The sequence below is a fragment of the Coprobacillus sp. genome, from assembly GCF_984815275.1.
The window spans coordinates 1-14373 of record NZ_CFJNYH010000007.1 but is presented as its reverse complement, the minus strand read 5'-3'; the positions used below and the strand labels follow the sequence as shown (position 1 = coordinate 14373).

At 30.6% G+C, this 14373-nt stretch carries 18 protein-coding genes; 10 read left to right on the top strand and 8 right to left on the bottom strand.

All coding sequences use genetic code 11. The features are described from left to right. Nucleotides 1-59 precede the first annotated feature (59 nt). A complete protein-coding gene (locus AC5M21_RS03890) occupies nt 60-1046 on the bottom strand; it encodes a LolA family protein (protein ID WP_017143822.1) in 987 nt (328 codons plus the stop codon). A 93-nt stretch (nt 1047-1139) separates the two neighbouring features. On the opposite strand from AC5M21_RS03890, the gene AC5M21_RS03885 reads away from it, so the two are divergent. Together AC5M21_RS03885 and AC5M21_RS03880 are read left to right on the top strand one after the other, a co-directional pair. Next, on the top strand, nt 1140-1334 hold the full coding sequence (locus AC5M21_RS03885) for a DUF378 domain-containing protein (protein WP_008790510.1): 195 nt from the start codon (nt 1140-1142) through the stop codon (nt 1332-1334). Nucleotides 1335-1498: 164 nt separating this feature from the next. Continuing rightward, the gene (locus AC5M21_RS03880; RefSeq protein ID WP_008790511.1) at nt 1499-1915 is read left to right on the top strand and encodes a pyridoxamine 5'-phosphate oxidase family protein; all 417 of its coding nucleotides are present in this window, start codon (nt 1499-1501) and stop codon (nt 1913-1915) included. Between the two features lie 263 nt (nt 1916-2178). Here the strand turns inward: AC5M21_RS03880 and AC5M21_RS03875 are convergent, their stop codons facing one another. The 6 genes from AC5M21_RS03875 to AC5M21_RS03850 all read right to left on the bottom strand — a co-directional run bounded on the left by AC5M21_RS03875 (nt 2179) and on the right by AC5M21_RS03850 (nt 6105). Further along, nucleotides 2179-2652, bottom strand: a complete 474-nt coding sequence (locus tag AC5M21_RS03875) for a pyridoxamine 5'-phosphate oxidase family protein (RefSeq protein ID WP_008790512.1) — start codon at nt 2650-2652, stop codon at nt 2179-2181. A 381-nt stretch (nt 2653-3033) separates the two neighbouring features. Further along, nucleotides 3034-3867: a GNAT family N-acetyltransferase gene (locus AC5M21_RS03870; RefSeq protein ID WP_008790513.1), complete on the bottom strand. Its 834-nt coding sequence runs from the start codon at nt 3865-3867 to the stop codon at nt 3034-3036. A 40-nt stretch (nt 3868-3907) separates the two neighbouring features. Further along, nucleotides 3908-4525 (bottom strand): HAD family hydrolase, encoded by a 618-nt coding sequence (locus AC5M21_RS03865; protein WP_008790514.1) that lies wholly within the window; start codon nt 4523-4525, stop codon nt 3908-3910. Beyond that, nucleotides 4525-5226 carry a purine-nucleoside phosphorylase gene (deoD, locus tag AC5M21_RS03860; protein WP_008790515.1) on the bottom strand — a complete coding sequence of 234 codons (702 nt, stop codon included), beginning with the start codon at nt 5224-5226 and terminating at the stop codon, nt 4525-4527. The genes AC5M21_RS03865 and deoD overlap by 1 nt, the downstream gene beginning before the upstream one ends. A gap of 14 nt (nt 5227-5240) precedes the next feature. Continuing rightward, nucleotides 5241-5663: a hypothetical protein gene (locus AC5M21_RS03855; protein WP_008790516.1), complete on the bottom strand. Its 423-nt coding sequence runs from the start codon at nt 5661-5663 to the stop codon at nt 5241-5243. Between the two features lies 1 nt (nt 5664). Continuing rightward, a complete protein-coding gene (locus tag AC5M21_RS03850) occupies nt 5665-6105 on the bottom strand; it encodes a hypothetical protein (protein WP_017143823.1) in 441 nt (146 codons plus the stop codon). Between the two features lie 132 nt (nt 6106-6237). Here AC5M21_RS03850 and AC5M21_RS03845 point away from each other — a divergent pair, with 132 nt between their 5' ends. The 8 genes from AC5M21_RS03845 to AC5M21_RS03810 all read left to right on the top strand — a co-directional run bounded on the left by AC5M21_RS03845 (nt 6238) and on the right by AC5M21_RS03810 (nt 13684). Then, nucleotides 6238-6603: a hypothetical protein gene (locus tag AC5M21_RS03845; RefSeq protein ID WP_008790518.1), complete on the top strand. Its 366-nt coding sequence runs from the start codon at nt 6238-6240 to the stop codon at nt 6601-6603. A gap of 12 nt (nt 6604-6615) precedes the next feature. Continuing rightward, on the top strand, nt 6616-7068 hold the full coding sequence (locus AC5M21_RS03840) for an NfeD family protein (protein ID WP_008790519.1): 453 nt from the start codon (nt 6616-6618) through the stop codon (nt 7066-7068). After that, nucleotides 7065-7982 carry an SPFH domain-containing protein gene (locus AC5M21_RS03835; RefSeq protein WP_008790520.1) on the top strand — a complete coding sequence of 306 codons (918 nt, stop codon included), beginning with the start codon at nt 7065-7067 and terminating at the stop codon, nt 7980-7982. The genes AC5M21_RS03840 and AC5M21_RS03835 overlap by 4 nt, the downstream gene beginning before the upstream one ends. 113 nt (nt 7983-8095) lie before the next feature. Beyond that, on the top strand, nt 8096-8776 hold the full coding sequence (locus tag AC5M21_RS03830) for a response regulator transcription factor (RefSeq protein WP_008790521.1): 681 nt from the start codon (nt 8096-8098) through the stop codon (nt 8774-8776). Further along, nucleotides 8773-10050, top strand: coding sequence for a HAMP domain-containing sensor histidine kinase (locus tag AC5M21_RS03825; protein WP_008790522.1), 1278 nt, complete (start codon nt 8773-8775; stop codon nt 10048-10050). Before AC5M21_RS03830 ends, AC5M21_RS03825 begins: the two co-directional genes overlap by 4 nt. Nucleotides 10051-10138: 88 nt before the next feature. After that, complete coding sequence (locus tag AC5M21_RS03820) at nt 10139-10897, top strand: ABC transporter ATP-binding protein (RefSeq protein WP_008790523.1); 759 nt, start codon at nt 10139-10141, stop codon at nt 10895-10897. Nucleotides 10898-10899: 2 nt separating this feature from the next. Then, on the top strand, nt 10900-13260 hold the full coding sequence (locus tag AC5M21_RS03815) for an ABC transporter permease (protein ID WP_008790524.1): 2361 nt from the start codon (nt 10900-10902) through the stop codon (nt 13258-13260). Between the two features lie 88 nt (nt 13261-13348). Further along, nucleotides 13349-13684 (top strand): hypothetical protein, encoded by a 336-nt coding sequence (locus tag AC5M21_RS03810; protein WP_008790525.1) that lies wholly within the window; start codon nt 13349-13351, stop codon nt 13682-13684. Nucleotides 13685-13697: 13 nt separating this feature from the next. Here the strand turns inward: AC5M21_RS03810 and AC5M21_RS03805 are convergent. Beyond that, on the bottom strand, nt 13698-14373 hold a 676-nt coding region (locus AC5M21_RS03805), incomplete at its 5' end, for a sensor histidine kinase (RefSeq protein WP_493531473.1).

The following is a 14373-nucleotide window of genomic DNA, read 5'->3' as shown; positions in this document are numbered from 1 at the left end:
TCATTGTTCTAGTATAGTCTAATCAGCATTTTTTTTCAAGAAAAAATAGGGATTAATCCCTATTTCACATTAGATGCCTGCATACTTGATAAAACTGCAATCATTTCTGCTTTAGTTAAATCATTAGAATACAATGAGCATACAATGCCAGAAGAAACATATGTCATTTGATTCTCATTTTCAAAAGCAACACCATCAATTAAATCAATCATTTTTCCATTGACAACCTCTACATCAATATCATCACCTGAAGTCATTGCACTTTCAATAATTGTAAACGACTTATCTCCAGTAAATTTAAGAATATGATTTGTTGTATTTTGGATTTGAGATACTTTTTCATGTTCTAATGTTGATCCCATTAATGATACAGGATAAAGTGGTAGTGACGCAGAAGCACTTGTATATTGGTTTTTGCTTTCTTTCATAATTGTCTCTTGAACAAAGGCATCTTTCTTAATATCTTCATTAGATTTAAAAGATGTTGCAGTGAGTTTGATCACTTCTGTTCCATCGCCATCATAAACTGTTACATAAACAGGTTTTAAATCTTTATCGAATTTGACTTCTTGTGTTTTCACACGTTCATCGTTTTCATAAGTCATATTTCCATTTGCCAAATATCCATCTTTCACCTTCTCTGGTTTATTATCTTTTAAAAATGATAATAATGATTGATAGATGTATGGTTTTGGAGAGTTATTTGGCCATTCACTTTTAAATTGGAAAGCTTGATTTAATGAAGGTGTAAGTACAAATACACCATCATCATTTCTTACTATAACTTGTGCTTGATTTAAAGATTTATCATAAAGTTCTACTTTATAGTAATCTTTATCATCAATCTTAGCATAAGTTGATGTGACTTGATATGATTTTAATTCATCATTCTCAAGCATTTCCATATTACAAACCAATTGATAACTCTTATATTCATTGGCCTCTTTCATCAATTTATCCAATGAAGATGATTTAAACTTAAAAAAACAAAATCCACCCACCAAAAGCACAACCGCAGCAATGATTGCAATATATTTCTTATTCATCATTTTTCCTCCTCAACATAATTTATGATAAATGTCATGTTTTATGAATAAAGATAACATGTTTGGTTATACTATCACTAGGAGGAGTAGACTATGAACCTAATACAAAAGATTGCTTTGGTATTTACAATTATAGGTGCCATCAACTGGGGATTAATTGGTTTATTCAATTTTAATCTAGTTGAAAGTATTTTTGGTACCTCTATGTTAAGTGCTATTATTTATATGATTGTTGGTATTGCTGGTATCATTAACATTATGTTACTGTTTACTGACCTTGATCAATAGATCAATGTTATCAACAATGGTCATCATAACATTTGGTATGTTATGGAGACAAGATATAAAAAGTCTAATGATCACAATTGATTATTAGACTTTTTTTCTCATTATAATACCTTTTCTTTACCTTTATACTTAAACATCCTATAATAAAAAAAGGAGGTATATTTATGAGAGATGCAGAAAAAACAATCGGGAATTTAATAGATAAGCAAAGTGTTGCTTTTATCAGTTCAATTGATGAAGAAGGTTTCCCTAATACCAAAGCCATGTTACCACCACGTATAAGAGAAGGAATTAAGATTTTTTATTTTACAACCAATACTTCTTCAAGAAGAGTTGCACAATATAGAAAGGATCCCAAAGCGTGTATCTATTTTTGTGACAAACGATTCTTTAGAGGCGTTATGCTCAAAGGAACAATGGAAGTTTTAGAAGATGCACAAAGTAAAGAACTTATATGGCAAGATGGTGATACAATGTATTACCCTGAAGGTGTTACTGATCCAGACTATTGTGTTCTTCGTTTCACAGCAACACAAGGAAGATTTTACAGTCATTTCAAATCTGAAGATTTTGATATCTAATCTATACATAATTAAAGAGACAATCTCGAAATGAACCACGATTATTTGTACGTCTAAATAATGTGGTTCATTTATGTTATACATATCAAGATAGCAAAATGCAAACCTAGTGATATCTCTTCATATTCGATGATATTAAACAAACGAAAGTTAAATATTAAATATCAATAATACTGTTATGGAAAGTATAAATACCATATTTGTCTTCATTTCATAATTTCCTTCACATATCCCTTTATTGATTCTTATTATTTTAAAGTCAACTAATGTATATTATTTCTTCTCTTTCCTAACATATCTGTCACTGTCATTTTCAATACAGTCGTGACTTTCATCATATCTGTATTAAATTTAAAATCTTCTGCATGATATTGGCGCATTAAAATTTTTAATGATTCATATTTATCTTCATCCGCAACAATTTCTATAGTTCCATGTCCAATAACACTTGCATATCCCATAGTACAACTCATTCTTTCTTCATATAGAATAAAATTATGATCACAATCCATTTCAAATGTTGCACGATTATCCTTTGCTATTAAATCCAACTTTTTCCCTTCCATAGCAGCATGGAAATAAAAAAATACCTGATTTCCTTGTACATCCAAACCAAAATTGAGTGGAACAACATATGGATATTCATCATCGTTTAATGCAATTCTACAAACATCACATTTTTTAATAATATCAATTATTTCATTAAAATCAGTGATTTCTCTATCTTTTCTTCTCATATTTTTCTCCTTGTTATCGTTTGATTTTTCTAACTCACCTTAAATTTTTAATAAAACACCTCCACAAGAGGATATTACATAATAGAGCCATTTACCACTCTCGTTGTTATTTTTGTTATCACCTTCTGCTATAAAATCTTCATCTAGCCATTAGAGACTGTTATTTTCTATACTATACATTCATTATAGCATAAATTAAAATTGTTTTTATTATGATATAAAAAATTATACATTGAAAAAAGATAGCGTCATTCATTTTCTATTTTACAAATGAAATCGATTATATTCATCCAAAAAACACTTCAATATTAAAGTGTATATTTGGTCTTGAATTTAGTTTATAGTCAACACAAATAAAATAATGTAATTTTCATATCAAAATTAACACTTTCCAACTGGGTATTTTTTAATGTTTTTTTTCATTTTATTAGAAATCATCTTTTTGATATCAACTTTTAAAAAGGCAGATAATTGAAAACAATAGATAAAGACATCTGCCAATTCTTCACAGGCATGTTCAAAGTTATACTCATCTTCCCATTGAAAACATTCTAAGAGTTCAGCTGCTTCAATAATAATTGATTTTGATAAATTATCAGCTGTATGATACTGATGCCAATCACGTTCACTCACAAAATCATCAACAATCTTTTCTATCATCTCTAACTGATCTCTAGGTGATGTCAAATCATATTCAAACATTTCACAATAATCAATCCCATCCTCTTGACGATGCAAATCAGCTATCCCTGTAAAATAAAACCCGTGTCTCTGATATAAATAACGTGCTGGTAAATTTCCTTGTGTTAAATCTAAGCGTAATGCTAAACAGTGACATCGTTTAGCAATATCTTTGATAAAACGGATCATTATACCTGCATAACCCTGACCTTTGTATAATGGAGCAATTGCCAAAGTGTGAATAACCATAACTTCACTTTCTTTAGCATTAACAAGCCAATTTGCGTCTTCATACCCTAAGTCCTGTTGATGATTGAGAATAACACTTCCAATCGTTTGGTTCTGATCTTTTAATACAAACATTTCTTGTTTTTCAATGGCTTGCTTTGCAGAGTGAATTGTTGGATAAATTCCTTTAGGCCATCTTGGATAATTCACTGTCTGTTCTAAATCAGTATGGATATCTTCATAAATATGAGCAATATCTTCTAGGTCATCTAAACTTGCAAGTTCTAATTTTAAATTTTTTAACATCTTTTCTCTCTCTTTCCATAAGAAAAAGACGATAAACGTCTTATTCTTTAAATTCTATCATTTCACCAGTCTTTAATAAGACTCTTTTTTTATGTTTGACTAATGATAACATAGGAATATCATCATTAGAATCAGAATAACCATATGAATTTTCATAATCAATTTCAATATCCTGATTCTTTAGATACTCTTTAATCCGATTAATCTTTTCTTTCCCCTTACAATTTTTACCTATAATTTCAGATGTTTCATGATTTCCAATGCGTCTTGTTCTTGTACCAATCAACTGATCAATAGGCAGTTGATTATACTTCATATAGACTTCACTAGAAGCAGTGCACAAAATCACAACATAACCCTCATCTTTTTTACTTTGCATTTCTGCAACAACTTGTGGATAGTAATATATCTCAACATGTTGATGATAAAAATCCTCAAATTCCTGATCACTCATATAACGAACAGGAAATAACAAGGCTGATTTGGCTTTTTCAAATGATGACAAATGAATAAGATATAAACCATAATAGAAAGCCATTTGAATTAAGAATATACAATGCCAAGGATGCTTACGTATATCATACTGAAGCAATCTGGTTATCGTATTTCCACTTGCAACGGTATTATCAAAATCAAACAATGCCACTTTCTTTATCATTAAGCAATCTCCAATGCAATTTCCATCATGGCTGTAAAGGTTTTTTCTCTTTCTTCAGCAGTTGTTTCTTCCTGTGTCACCAATGAATCAGAAACAGTTAACAAAGTCAGGGCTTTCTTATCCAAATGTGCTGCAGTCGCAAACAATGCATAAGATTCCATTTCAACTCCTAAGCACCCCATCGAAGCCCATTTCTGTGCTGATCCCTGATCAGCATGATAAAAAATATCAGATGCAATCACATTTCCAACATGGTAATTTAAGCCTTTTTCCTTTGCTTTCACAACTGCTTGTTCAAGCAAGTCATAAGAACTAATTGCTGAAAATGTTCCAGGTAGTTCATATTGATGAGCAAAATTGCTGTCAGTACAACTTCCTTGGGCAATAATAATATCACGCAAATGAACATTTTTTTGTAAAGAACCACAAGAACCAATACGAATAATGGCTTCAACACCATATTGTGTAAATAATTCGTGTGAATAAATTCCAATTGATGGTTGTCCCATACCAGAACCCATAATAGAAACTTGTTTACCTTGATATGTGCCAGTATATCCTAACATATTTCTCACGGTATTAAATTGTTTGACATCTTCCAAATAAGTTTCTGCTAGAAATTTTGCACGCAATGGATCTCCTGGCATTAATACAGTTTTAGCAATATCTCCCATTTGGGCTTGATTGTGTGGTGTTGACATATTAAATTTCCTCCTTAATGAAATGTCTTTCCTTCTTGAAAATAATAAACATCTTTTAATTCTGATGAGATCTCTTCACCAGCAATCGCTTGATGAATTGCATCTATCATCTCTTGATCTGTTCCTATATCATATCCAACTTTTGCAAAATAACCATCTAAAACAATAAACGGAACGCTTCCAGCATCTTCATCAACATAGTAATCTTTTAATAAACTACAGGTTTTTGCATAAGCTTCAACTGATGCATCTTCATCAATATCCATTTTAGTAATCTTCATACTTTGACCATACTCTTCTTCCAGTTGTGGTATGACAACATGAATAAATGATTTACACATTGGACAAGTTTGAGAATAATATACATATAAATAATACTGCGGTTGCTTTTGACATCCTGTTAATAAAATAAGGAATGCTAAAAATAATTTCTTCATTTTAAGATTCCTTATACAAGAAACGATAAGCCTCTAATTCATATCCTAATTCTTCATGATTCACAGCTTTTTCTATATCTTTAGCAAGTTCTTCTTCATCACCTGATGTATATCCTACAGTTGCAAAATAACCTTCAACAGCATAGAAAGGTCCTTTTTTATAAAATTCCTGATCAAAATCCTGTAGTGAATCTATCACTTTATCATAAATAGGTTCAGTTTTTTCATCATCTAAATCATAGAGTTGTATAACTAATGAATCACCATACATTTTTTCTAAATACGGAATCGCTTCTTTCTTAAAGGCTTTACATTGTGAACATGTTTCTACATAGAAGAAAGAAAGCGTTGTTTTTTGTTTTAAAGTTTTGGTTGGTATTGGCGTTGATTGACAACCCCATAACAATAAGACAGATAATAATAGTAAAATCTTTTTCTTCATCATAATCTCCTTTGCTTCTTTATTATAAACTATCTTTATTTGAAAGTATACCTGATGAAAGTATAAAATTTATCTAATTTTGTTGCAAAAAAATAATTTTAATAATATAATGGTATTAAGGAGGGCGAGAGAATGAACTTTGAATGGTCTACAAATGATATTGCAACAATGACAGTGACTGTATATGAAACAAATTTAACATTAAATAAAGCAGCATGTGCTCATTTTGAAGATGTCAACTATGTCTTGTTAGGAATAGATAAAAAAACAAGACAAATAGGAATTAAACCTGTGACCAAGCAAGAATTAGATGACAATATCTATCCTGCTAGTCAACTCCATCGCATTTCATTAGGAAAGAGTTATGGTAGAATCTCCAACAAATCGTTTGTCTATGACCTAAGTCAAGAATTTAAATTCGATTTTAGTGAAAACCAGTGTTATAAATACAAAGCCACATATGATGTTGTACATGCTATAATGATAGTACAACTATAAGGAGGGAAATCAATGTCAATTACGTTCGTATGGACAATTGTCTTAGTTATTGCTATTATTGTAGAAGCTATTACAGTTGATTTAGTGAGTATTTGGTTTGGCTTAGGTGCCATTGCTGCATTAATTGGCGAGTTCTTTGGTTTAGATCAAACGCTACAAATTGTACTATTTACAATTATTTCAATTGTTTGTATTTTTGTAACAAGACCATTGGCTAAAAAATATTTACGTGGTAATACTATTAAAACAAATCTTGATAGAGTTATTGGAAAACATTGTTTAGTCACAGAAACAATTACAGCAGATAATAAAGGCGAAGTCAAAGTTATGGGGACTTTATGGATGGCTACAAGTTTAAACAATATGACAATTCAAGCAGGTGAATATGCTGAAATTGTTTCTATTGAAGGTGCTCATGTGATTGTTAAAAAAATAAATAGAGAATCGGGAGATGATGGATTATGATAGATTTTATTACAAATTATTTATGGATAGTTATTTTGGTGATTATTGCTATTATTGTGATTGCAAGAACAATTCGTATTGTTCCTCAATCTTATGCATACGTTGTAGAAAGAATTGGTGCTTATAATCGTACATGCAATGTTGGTTTACACATTTTGATTCCTTTATTAGATAGAATTTCTAATAAGGTGTCATTAAAAGAACAAGTTATTGATTTTGCACCACAACCTGTTATTACAAAAGATAACGTGACAATGCAAATTGATACAGTTGTTTATTTTCAGATTACTGATCCAAAATTATTTACTTATGGAGTTGTAAGACCATTAAATGCTATTGAGAACTTAACAGCAACAACACTTCGTAATATTATTGGAGACCTTGAATTAGATGAAACATTAACTTCAAGAGATATTATTAATTCAAGAATGCGCTCTATTCTTGATGAAGCAACAGATCCTTGGGGAATTAAAGTACACCGTGTGGAAGTGAAAAATATTATTCCTCCTCGTGATATTCAAGAAGCAATGGAAAAACAAATGCGTGCTGAACGTGAAAGACGTGAGGCTATCTTACAGGCAGAAGGTAAAAAAACTGCAGCCATCTTAACTGCAGAAGGTAAAAAAGAATCTATGATTCTTGAAGCCAACGCAGAAAAAGAAGCCCAAATTGCTCGTGCAACAGGTGAAGCAGAAGCATTAAGACTTGTTTATGAAGCTCAGGCAAAAGGTATTGCTTATATTAATGATGCAGCACCTGCTCAAGCTTATGTCACATTAGAAGGTTTCAAAGCTTTAGAAAAAGTTGCTGAAGGTGAGGCAACAAAGATTATTATTCCTAGTGATATTCAAGGATTGGCAAGTACAATTACATCAATTGCTGAAATTGCTAAAGATCCAAAGAAAAAAGGATAACAGAATGTTTAACAGAGATTCAAATTGAGTCTCTGTTTTTATTAGTCGTTTAAGTCGATTGACAGATAAAGATGAAATGGATACAATGATGAAGAAAGAGAGGATGAGAAATTATGCATTATGATTGTTTAATTGTTGATGATGAGGTTCCTCTAGCTCAAAGTACAACTGAATATTTTAATCTGTTTGATGTAAAAACTGTTGCTGTCTTTAATGCAAGAGATTGTATAGAATTCTTAAAAAATAATACTGTTGATTTAATATTACTTGATATTAATTTAGGTGAGACTTCCGGTTTTGATTTGTGTCAAGCTCTCAGAAAAACAACACAGATTCCTATTCTTTTTATTAGTGCTAGACAAAGTGATGATGATATTTTATTAGCTCTCCATATTGGTGGAGATGATTATATTCGCAAACCATATTCACTTCATATTTTACTTGCAAAAGTGAAAGTGACATTGAACCGTTATGGAACAAAAACTTCACATATCTATGAGAATCGGCATTTATATATAGATTTCTCTGCTCAAAAAGTAAGCATTCATGGTCAGCCTATAAAATTAAAAACTTTGGAATATAGACTCTTATGTTATCTCATTGAAAATAGAAATAAAGTTCTTACAAAAGAAGAAATCTTTAATAATGTATGGAGGGATCACTTTACAAGTGATGGAACTTTAAATGTTCATATTCGTCATTTAAGAGAAAAGATCGAAGAAAATCCTGATTCACCCATCATGATTCAAACAATCTGGGGTGTAGGATATACATTCGTGGAGCAGCTATCATGAAAAAGAAAGTGACACTATTGATGATCATCTTTTTCATAAGCCTTCAGGCTTTTTTGCTTATTCAAATTTACTCTTTGCAGGATAATCAACCCTTAGATACTGTTTTGATCAATGATATTAAGCAGTCTGCTTTACAACAATGGCAAACATTATCAATGACACAATCTTTTAACAACCCTGATCAGGATCATACACTTGATTTTACTATTATTAATAAACAAGAAGAGATTTTATATACAACTAATGCAGAATTTTTCATCAGTTCTCAACACTCACTTGCTCAGCGTGAGACTATTATCAATATTCAAAATCAAGATCAATATCTTGGTCAATTGATTATACATAATCCTATAAACTCTCAGTCACTCATAAACCAACAAAAAACAAGTTGGATTATTTCAATTATGACTATTTTAGAGATTATTCTTGTACTTGGATATTTTAGATATCTCCAGTATATTATCTTTCAACCATTTCAAAAACTCAAAGAATTTGCATCACGGGTTGCTCATGGAGATTTAGATTTCCCACTCACTATGGACCGTCAAAATATATTTGGTGCTTTTAGTGAAAGTTTTGATTTAATGCGTGAAGAATTAAAAATAGCACGTTTGCATGAACAACAAGCAAATCAAAGTAAAAAAGAATTGGTTGCTAAGCTAAGTCATGATATTAAGACACCAGTTGCTTCTATTCAAGCTGTATCCGAACTCATGAGTGTTACATCAACAAGTAGTAAAGAAAAACAACAATTGCAAATTATTCATGATAAAGCGAATCAAATTAATCAATTGATTTCAGATTTATTTCATGCTTCTTTAGAGGAATTACAGGAACTCAAAGTTACCCCTACTCTTCATCAAAGCCAAGAAATTTATCAAATAATTAAAAATTCTGATTATCAAAATATGACACATATCCAATCTATTCCTGAGTGTTTAATAAGTTATGATGCCATTCGTTTACAGCAGGTCTTTGATAATCTCTTAAGTAATTCTTATAAATATGAAGCATCCCAAATTGATATATCCTTTGAATTTAAAAAAAATCATTTCGTTATATTCATTTCTGATAATGGATTAGGAATAAAAAAAGATGAACTTCCCCTTTTATTTGAAAAATTTTATCGTGGCAGTAATAGTCAGAAAAAGAGCGGCAGTGGTTTAGGTCTCTATATCTCACACTATTTCATGAAACAAATGCATGGTGATATGAAGGCTGTAGAATCAATGCATGGTCTCTCTTTAGTTTTATCATTACCTTTAGCATCATAATTAAGAAACTGTTAAGAATTGAACAAAGACAAATAAGGATTTTCTATGATAGAGTGAATATGTCAATAGACAGAAAGGAATATATAAGATGAATGAAATTATACTTTCAACTCAAAAGCTATGTAAAACATTCTCTAGTCAGGGAAATCAACAACATATTTTAAAGAACTTAGATTTAAATATTTATAGAGGGGATTTTACTGTCATTATGGGACCTTCAGGGGCTGGGAAATCAACATTATTATATGCTTTATCTGGAATGGATAAACCAACCCTTGGAACAATTCAATTTTCAAATAAAATCATTTCTGATTTAAGTAATGATCAATTGGCGATTTTTAGAAGACAGCATTGTGGTTTTGTTTTTCAACAAATTTATTTACTTGATACAATGAGCGTTATGGATAATGTTATGGCAGCAGGATTACTGCTTTCACATAATCGCAAAGACATTTTAAATCGTGCTATCCAATTATTTAAATCAGTTGGTTTACCAAAAAGCTGCTGGTCACAGTTTTCATCCCAGCTTTCTGGTGGTGAAGCACAACGTGCAGGTATAGTTCGTGCTTTGATTAATCAACCTGAAATCATTTTCGCTGATGAACCAACTGGTCAATTAAATTCAGCTTCTAGTACTGATGTTTTAAATACCTTAACAAAAGTCAATCAATTAGGTCAAAGTATTATTATGGTGACTCATGATTTACAATCAGCTCGCCGAGGGAATCGGATTCTCTATTTACAAGATGGTGTCATTCGTGGAGAATGTCATTTAGGACCATATCAACCCAATAATCAAAAACGCCATGAGCTTTTAACATCCTTTCTGATTGAGATGGGGTGGTAATGATGACATATATTTGGCTTTTAACCAAGTCCCATTTACACAAAAACAAAGGGCAATCACTTTCACTTTTATTGATAATTATTCTTGCTGGTATTTTAATGAATCTAGGATTAATGGTTGGTCTTCATTATAATCAGTCATTTGATCAAAGAGCAAAAGATCTCAATAGTGCTGATGTCATTATTGCCCTACAAAAAAAAGACCCCAAATATATCAGTTCATTTGAACAAAAGCTCTATACTGATAAATTATCTTCTCAAATAGAAAAACAGTCTATTTTGTATTTATCTGGTGAATGTCAATATAATCAAGACGAGACCACTAAGCAATTTGCTATTATGAATGCTCAATCAAAGCATCAAATCAGTCAAATCTCTTATGTAGAGAAATCTAAGACATCTTATAATAATCCGATTTATTTACCTTATCTTTTTAAGACTGGTGGAAACTATGAATTAGGTGATACATTTCATTTAAGAGTATTTTCAAATGATGGTCAAGAAGAAAAGTTTTCATACCAAGTTGCGGGATTCTATGAAGAAACAATGTTAGCAACCCTTAATTCCACAACAACAGGATTGATTTTAGAAGATGCTCAATACCAACAATTATCTAAGGCATTTACTCATACTTTAGATGCCTACATGTATCACATTCAACTCACTGACCCTTCTTTAGCTGAAGTGTATACAACCAAACATACTCCTGATGTCAATCGCTCAACTACACTCTATGATTGTGTTTTCTATGATACAATTAAAATGGCCAGAACAATCACATCATCAATTGGATCATTATTAATCATTGCATTTGCATTTATATTAGCCAGTATCTCAGTCATTGTCATTAAATTTAGAATCAGTCATTCAATTGAAGAAGATATGCAAAATATTGGTGCTCTTAAAGCCATTGGTTATACTGGTAAAGATATTGTAAAATCACTTCTTCTTCAATTTTTAATAATAACGATAATTGGTTCATTTCTTGGAATTATCTGTTCCTATGCACTCTTACCTCTTCTTTCGCAAATGTTTGCTATTCAAACAGGAATTATTTGGAATCAAGGATTTGATATATTTTCATCATCATTAACTATCAGTTTATTACTTGTCTTAACTATCTGTGTTGCACTTTTTTCGGCACAAAAGGCAAGACATCTTCAACCAATTCAAGCACTACGTAGCGGTTTATCAACCCATAACTTCAAACATAATATTTTCCCACTTGATTCTTTTCCTGGGAATTTGCATATTTTACTTGCTGGAAAAACGTTCGTTCAAAGTTTTAAACAAAATCTTTTTGTTGGAATGATTGTTGCTAGTATTAGCTTTGCCGCTCTGTTTGCAAGTGCAATGTATGATAATATTTCAGTTAAATTTGATAAATTTTTAGAATATACTGTTGGAGAACTTTTTGATGTACAACTTTATATCAAAAATCCTGCCCATTTAATGCAAACAAAAGTTTTATTAGAAACATTCCCTGAAGTAAGAAAGGTTATTGATTATAATATTGAATATTTAAAAACTGATGAAGGCGCATCTGTTATTTGTTATGCAACTGAGGATTATGCCAATTATGATAATCAAGATATACTTTATCAAGGAAGATTCCCAAAACATACAAACGAAGTTGCTATTGGAGGACTCTTATCACAATCATTTCATAAGCAGATTGGTGATACAATTACTTTAATTAAAGGTGACAACCAGCAAGAGTATTTGATTACAGGTTTAATTCAAGGTTCTAACTTTATGGGACATGATGCCGCAATGACAAATGATGCTTATCAAGCATTGTCTCCTTATCATCAACAATCAACTCTTAATGTTTATTTAAATGATAACATAAATATTGATGACTTTATTCAGATGATTAAAGATAAATACCCTGATACATTTATCAGTGTTGTGAATAATATGAAAACCATTACAGCTTCGATGGGAACATACCGTGAAATTGTGAGTATGTTAGTCATTGTTATTGCTTTTGTAACTGCTGTTATTATCGCTTTAACATTATATCTTGTTATGAAGACTTCATTAACACGCAGAAAAAAGCATCTGGGAATTCAAAAAGCATTAGGGTATACAACTTCTCAACTGGTTTTACAGAATGCCTTAAGTTTATTGCCTGCTCTGCTCATAGGATCGTTATTAGGTTCTATAACTGCTTATTATACAATAAATCCTATCTTAAGTTTATTATTTTCAAGTATTGGCATTATGAAAGTTAATTTTGAAATCATACCAGCCATATTTCTGATTTTAAACTTTATAATTATTTTCTTTGGTTTTATTATTTCCATTTTTGTTGCTTTACGCATTCGTAAAATAACTCCATATTCATTAATGAGCCATTGATATTTCAAATAGATTGAGCAAGACATATGCTGAATCTATTTTTTTACTTTCAAATGAGGTATAATAAGAACAAAGGAGGAAAGATATTATGAGTTCAAAGACAACAAATTCTACAACAATGTTTATATATATTGCTATGGTTATTATGGGTGTTTCTATAATAGTCAGTTTAACAAATTATTTTTCATTCTTTAATATCCTAAGAGCCATTTGTGGGATGACAATTATCTTTGGATATTATTTATTAACTCAACAAAAGAAAGTCGGTTTTATAGTGATGTGGTTAGGAACACTCTTTTATGCATTGACTCTACAAATATTAGGTCCTGAAGGTGCAATAGTTTCTATTTTTATGTCATCAGAAATCATTTTAAATATCTTTGTGACATTTGCTGTATCAAAACAATTGAAAGATTATTCATAAAAAAAACAGCACCTTATAATGCTGTTTTTTTCCTAAATATAAAACTGACTCCTGTTTCTTGATTAACTGCATGAACCTGATATCCAAACATTGATGAAATCTTACTGACAATTGAAAGTCCTAATCCAAATTGACCTTTCACACCTTTAACATAAGGATTAAATAAAAAAGGTAAAGTTTCTTGATCAATATGGTCGCCATCATTATAAATCTCTAAATATTTTTCCTTAAGAATAATATGTATTTCAGTCTTTGCATATCGTGTTGCATTTTCAATGATATTTTCAATTGCAACACGCCAATGTTCTTCATCACCAATAAAACATACATCTTCTAAATCTGTTTTTAAGGTTAATTCTGGTTTTAAAGCATCCATTTGATTGACAATCTTTTCAATCAATTGTTTCATATCAAATGTTCCTAATTCATTATTCTCACCTTGTAGATAATCCAGTCTATTTAAATATAAGAACGACTTCACTTTATGTTCTAATCGCTCAGCATTCTCTAAAATAATATCCATAGAACTATTTTTATCACCATAAGGATAAATATCATCCTTAACACTTTGACCATATGTTTGAATCAAAGCAATTGGTGTTTTTAAATCATGTGAGATATTATGAATCATTTCTTCTTTAATGCTTTCTTGTCTCTCAAGATCTTCTTTCATTTCTACCAACGCCTGA

Coding starts and splice junctions, on each gene's coding strand:
- AC5M21_RS03865 (WP_008790514.1), bottom strand. CDS start 4,525: ATGATAAAGAAAGTGGCATTGTTTGATTTTGATAATACCGTTGCAAGT.
- AC5M21_RS03830 (WP_008790521.1), top strand. CDS start 8,096: ATGCATTATGATTGTTTAATTGTTGATGATGAGGTTCCTCTAGCTCAA.
- AC5M21_RS03835 (WP_008790520.1), top strand. CDS start 7,065: ATGATAGATTTTATTACAAATTATTTATGGATAGTTATTTTGGTGATT.
- AC5M21_RS03880 (WP_008790511.1), top strand. CDS start 1,499: ATGAGAGATGCAGAAAAAACAATCGGGAATTTAATAGATAAGCAAAGT.
- AC5M21_RS03825 (WP_008790522.1), top strand. CDS start 8,773: ATGAAAAAGAAAGTGACACTATTGATGATCATCTTTTTCATAAGCCTT.
- AC5M21_RS03820 (WP_008790523.1), top strand. CDS start 10,139: ATGAATGAAATTATACTTTCAACTCAAAAGCTATGTAAAACATTCTCT.
- AC5M21_RS03875 (WP_008790512.1), bottom strand. CDS start 2,652: ATGAGAAGAAAAGATAGAGAAATCACTGATTTTAATGAAATAATTGAT.
- AC5M21_RS03845 (WP_008790518.1), top strand. CDS start 6,238: ATGAACTTTGAATGGTCTACAAATGATATTGCAACAATGACAGTGACT.
- AC5M21_RS03810 (WP_008790525.1), top strand. CDS start 13,349: ATGAGTTCAAAGACAACAAATTCTACAACAATGTTTATATATATTGCT.
- AC5M21_RS03840 (WP_008790519.1), top strand. CDS start 6,616: ATGTCAATTACGTTCGTATGGACAATTGTCTTAGTTATTGCTATTATT.
- AC5M21_RS03870 (WP_008790513.1), bottom strand. CDS start 3,867: ATGTTAAAAAATTTAAAATTAGAACTTGCAAGTTTAGATGACCTAGAA.
- deoD (WP_008790515.1), bottom strand. CDS start 5,226: ATGTCAACACCACACAATCAAGCCCAAATGGGAGATATTGCTAAAACT.
- AC5M21_RS03885 (WP_008790510.1), top strand. CDS start 1,140: ATGAACCTAATACAAAAGATTGCTTTGGTATTTACAATTATAGGTGCC.
- AC5M21_RS03815 (WP_008790524.1), top strand. CDS start 10,900: ATGACATATATTTGGCTTTTAACCAAGTCCCATTTACACAAAAACAAA.
- AC5M21_RS03855 (WP_008790516.1), bottom strand. CDS start 5,663: ATGAAGAAATTATTTTTAGCATTCCTTATTTTATTAACAGGATGTCAA.
- AC5M21_RS03850 (WP_017143823.1), bottom strand. CDS start 6,105: ATGAAGAAAAAGATTTTACTATTATTATCTGTCTTATTGTTATGGGGT.
- AC5M21_RS03890 (WP_017143822.1), bottom strand. CDS start 1,046: ATGAATAAGAAATATATTGCAATCATTGCTGCGGTTGTGCTTTTGGTG.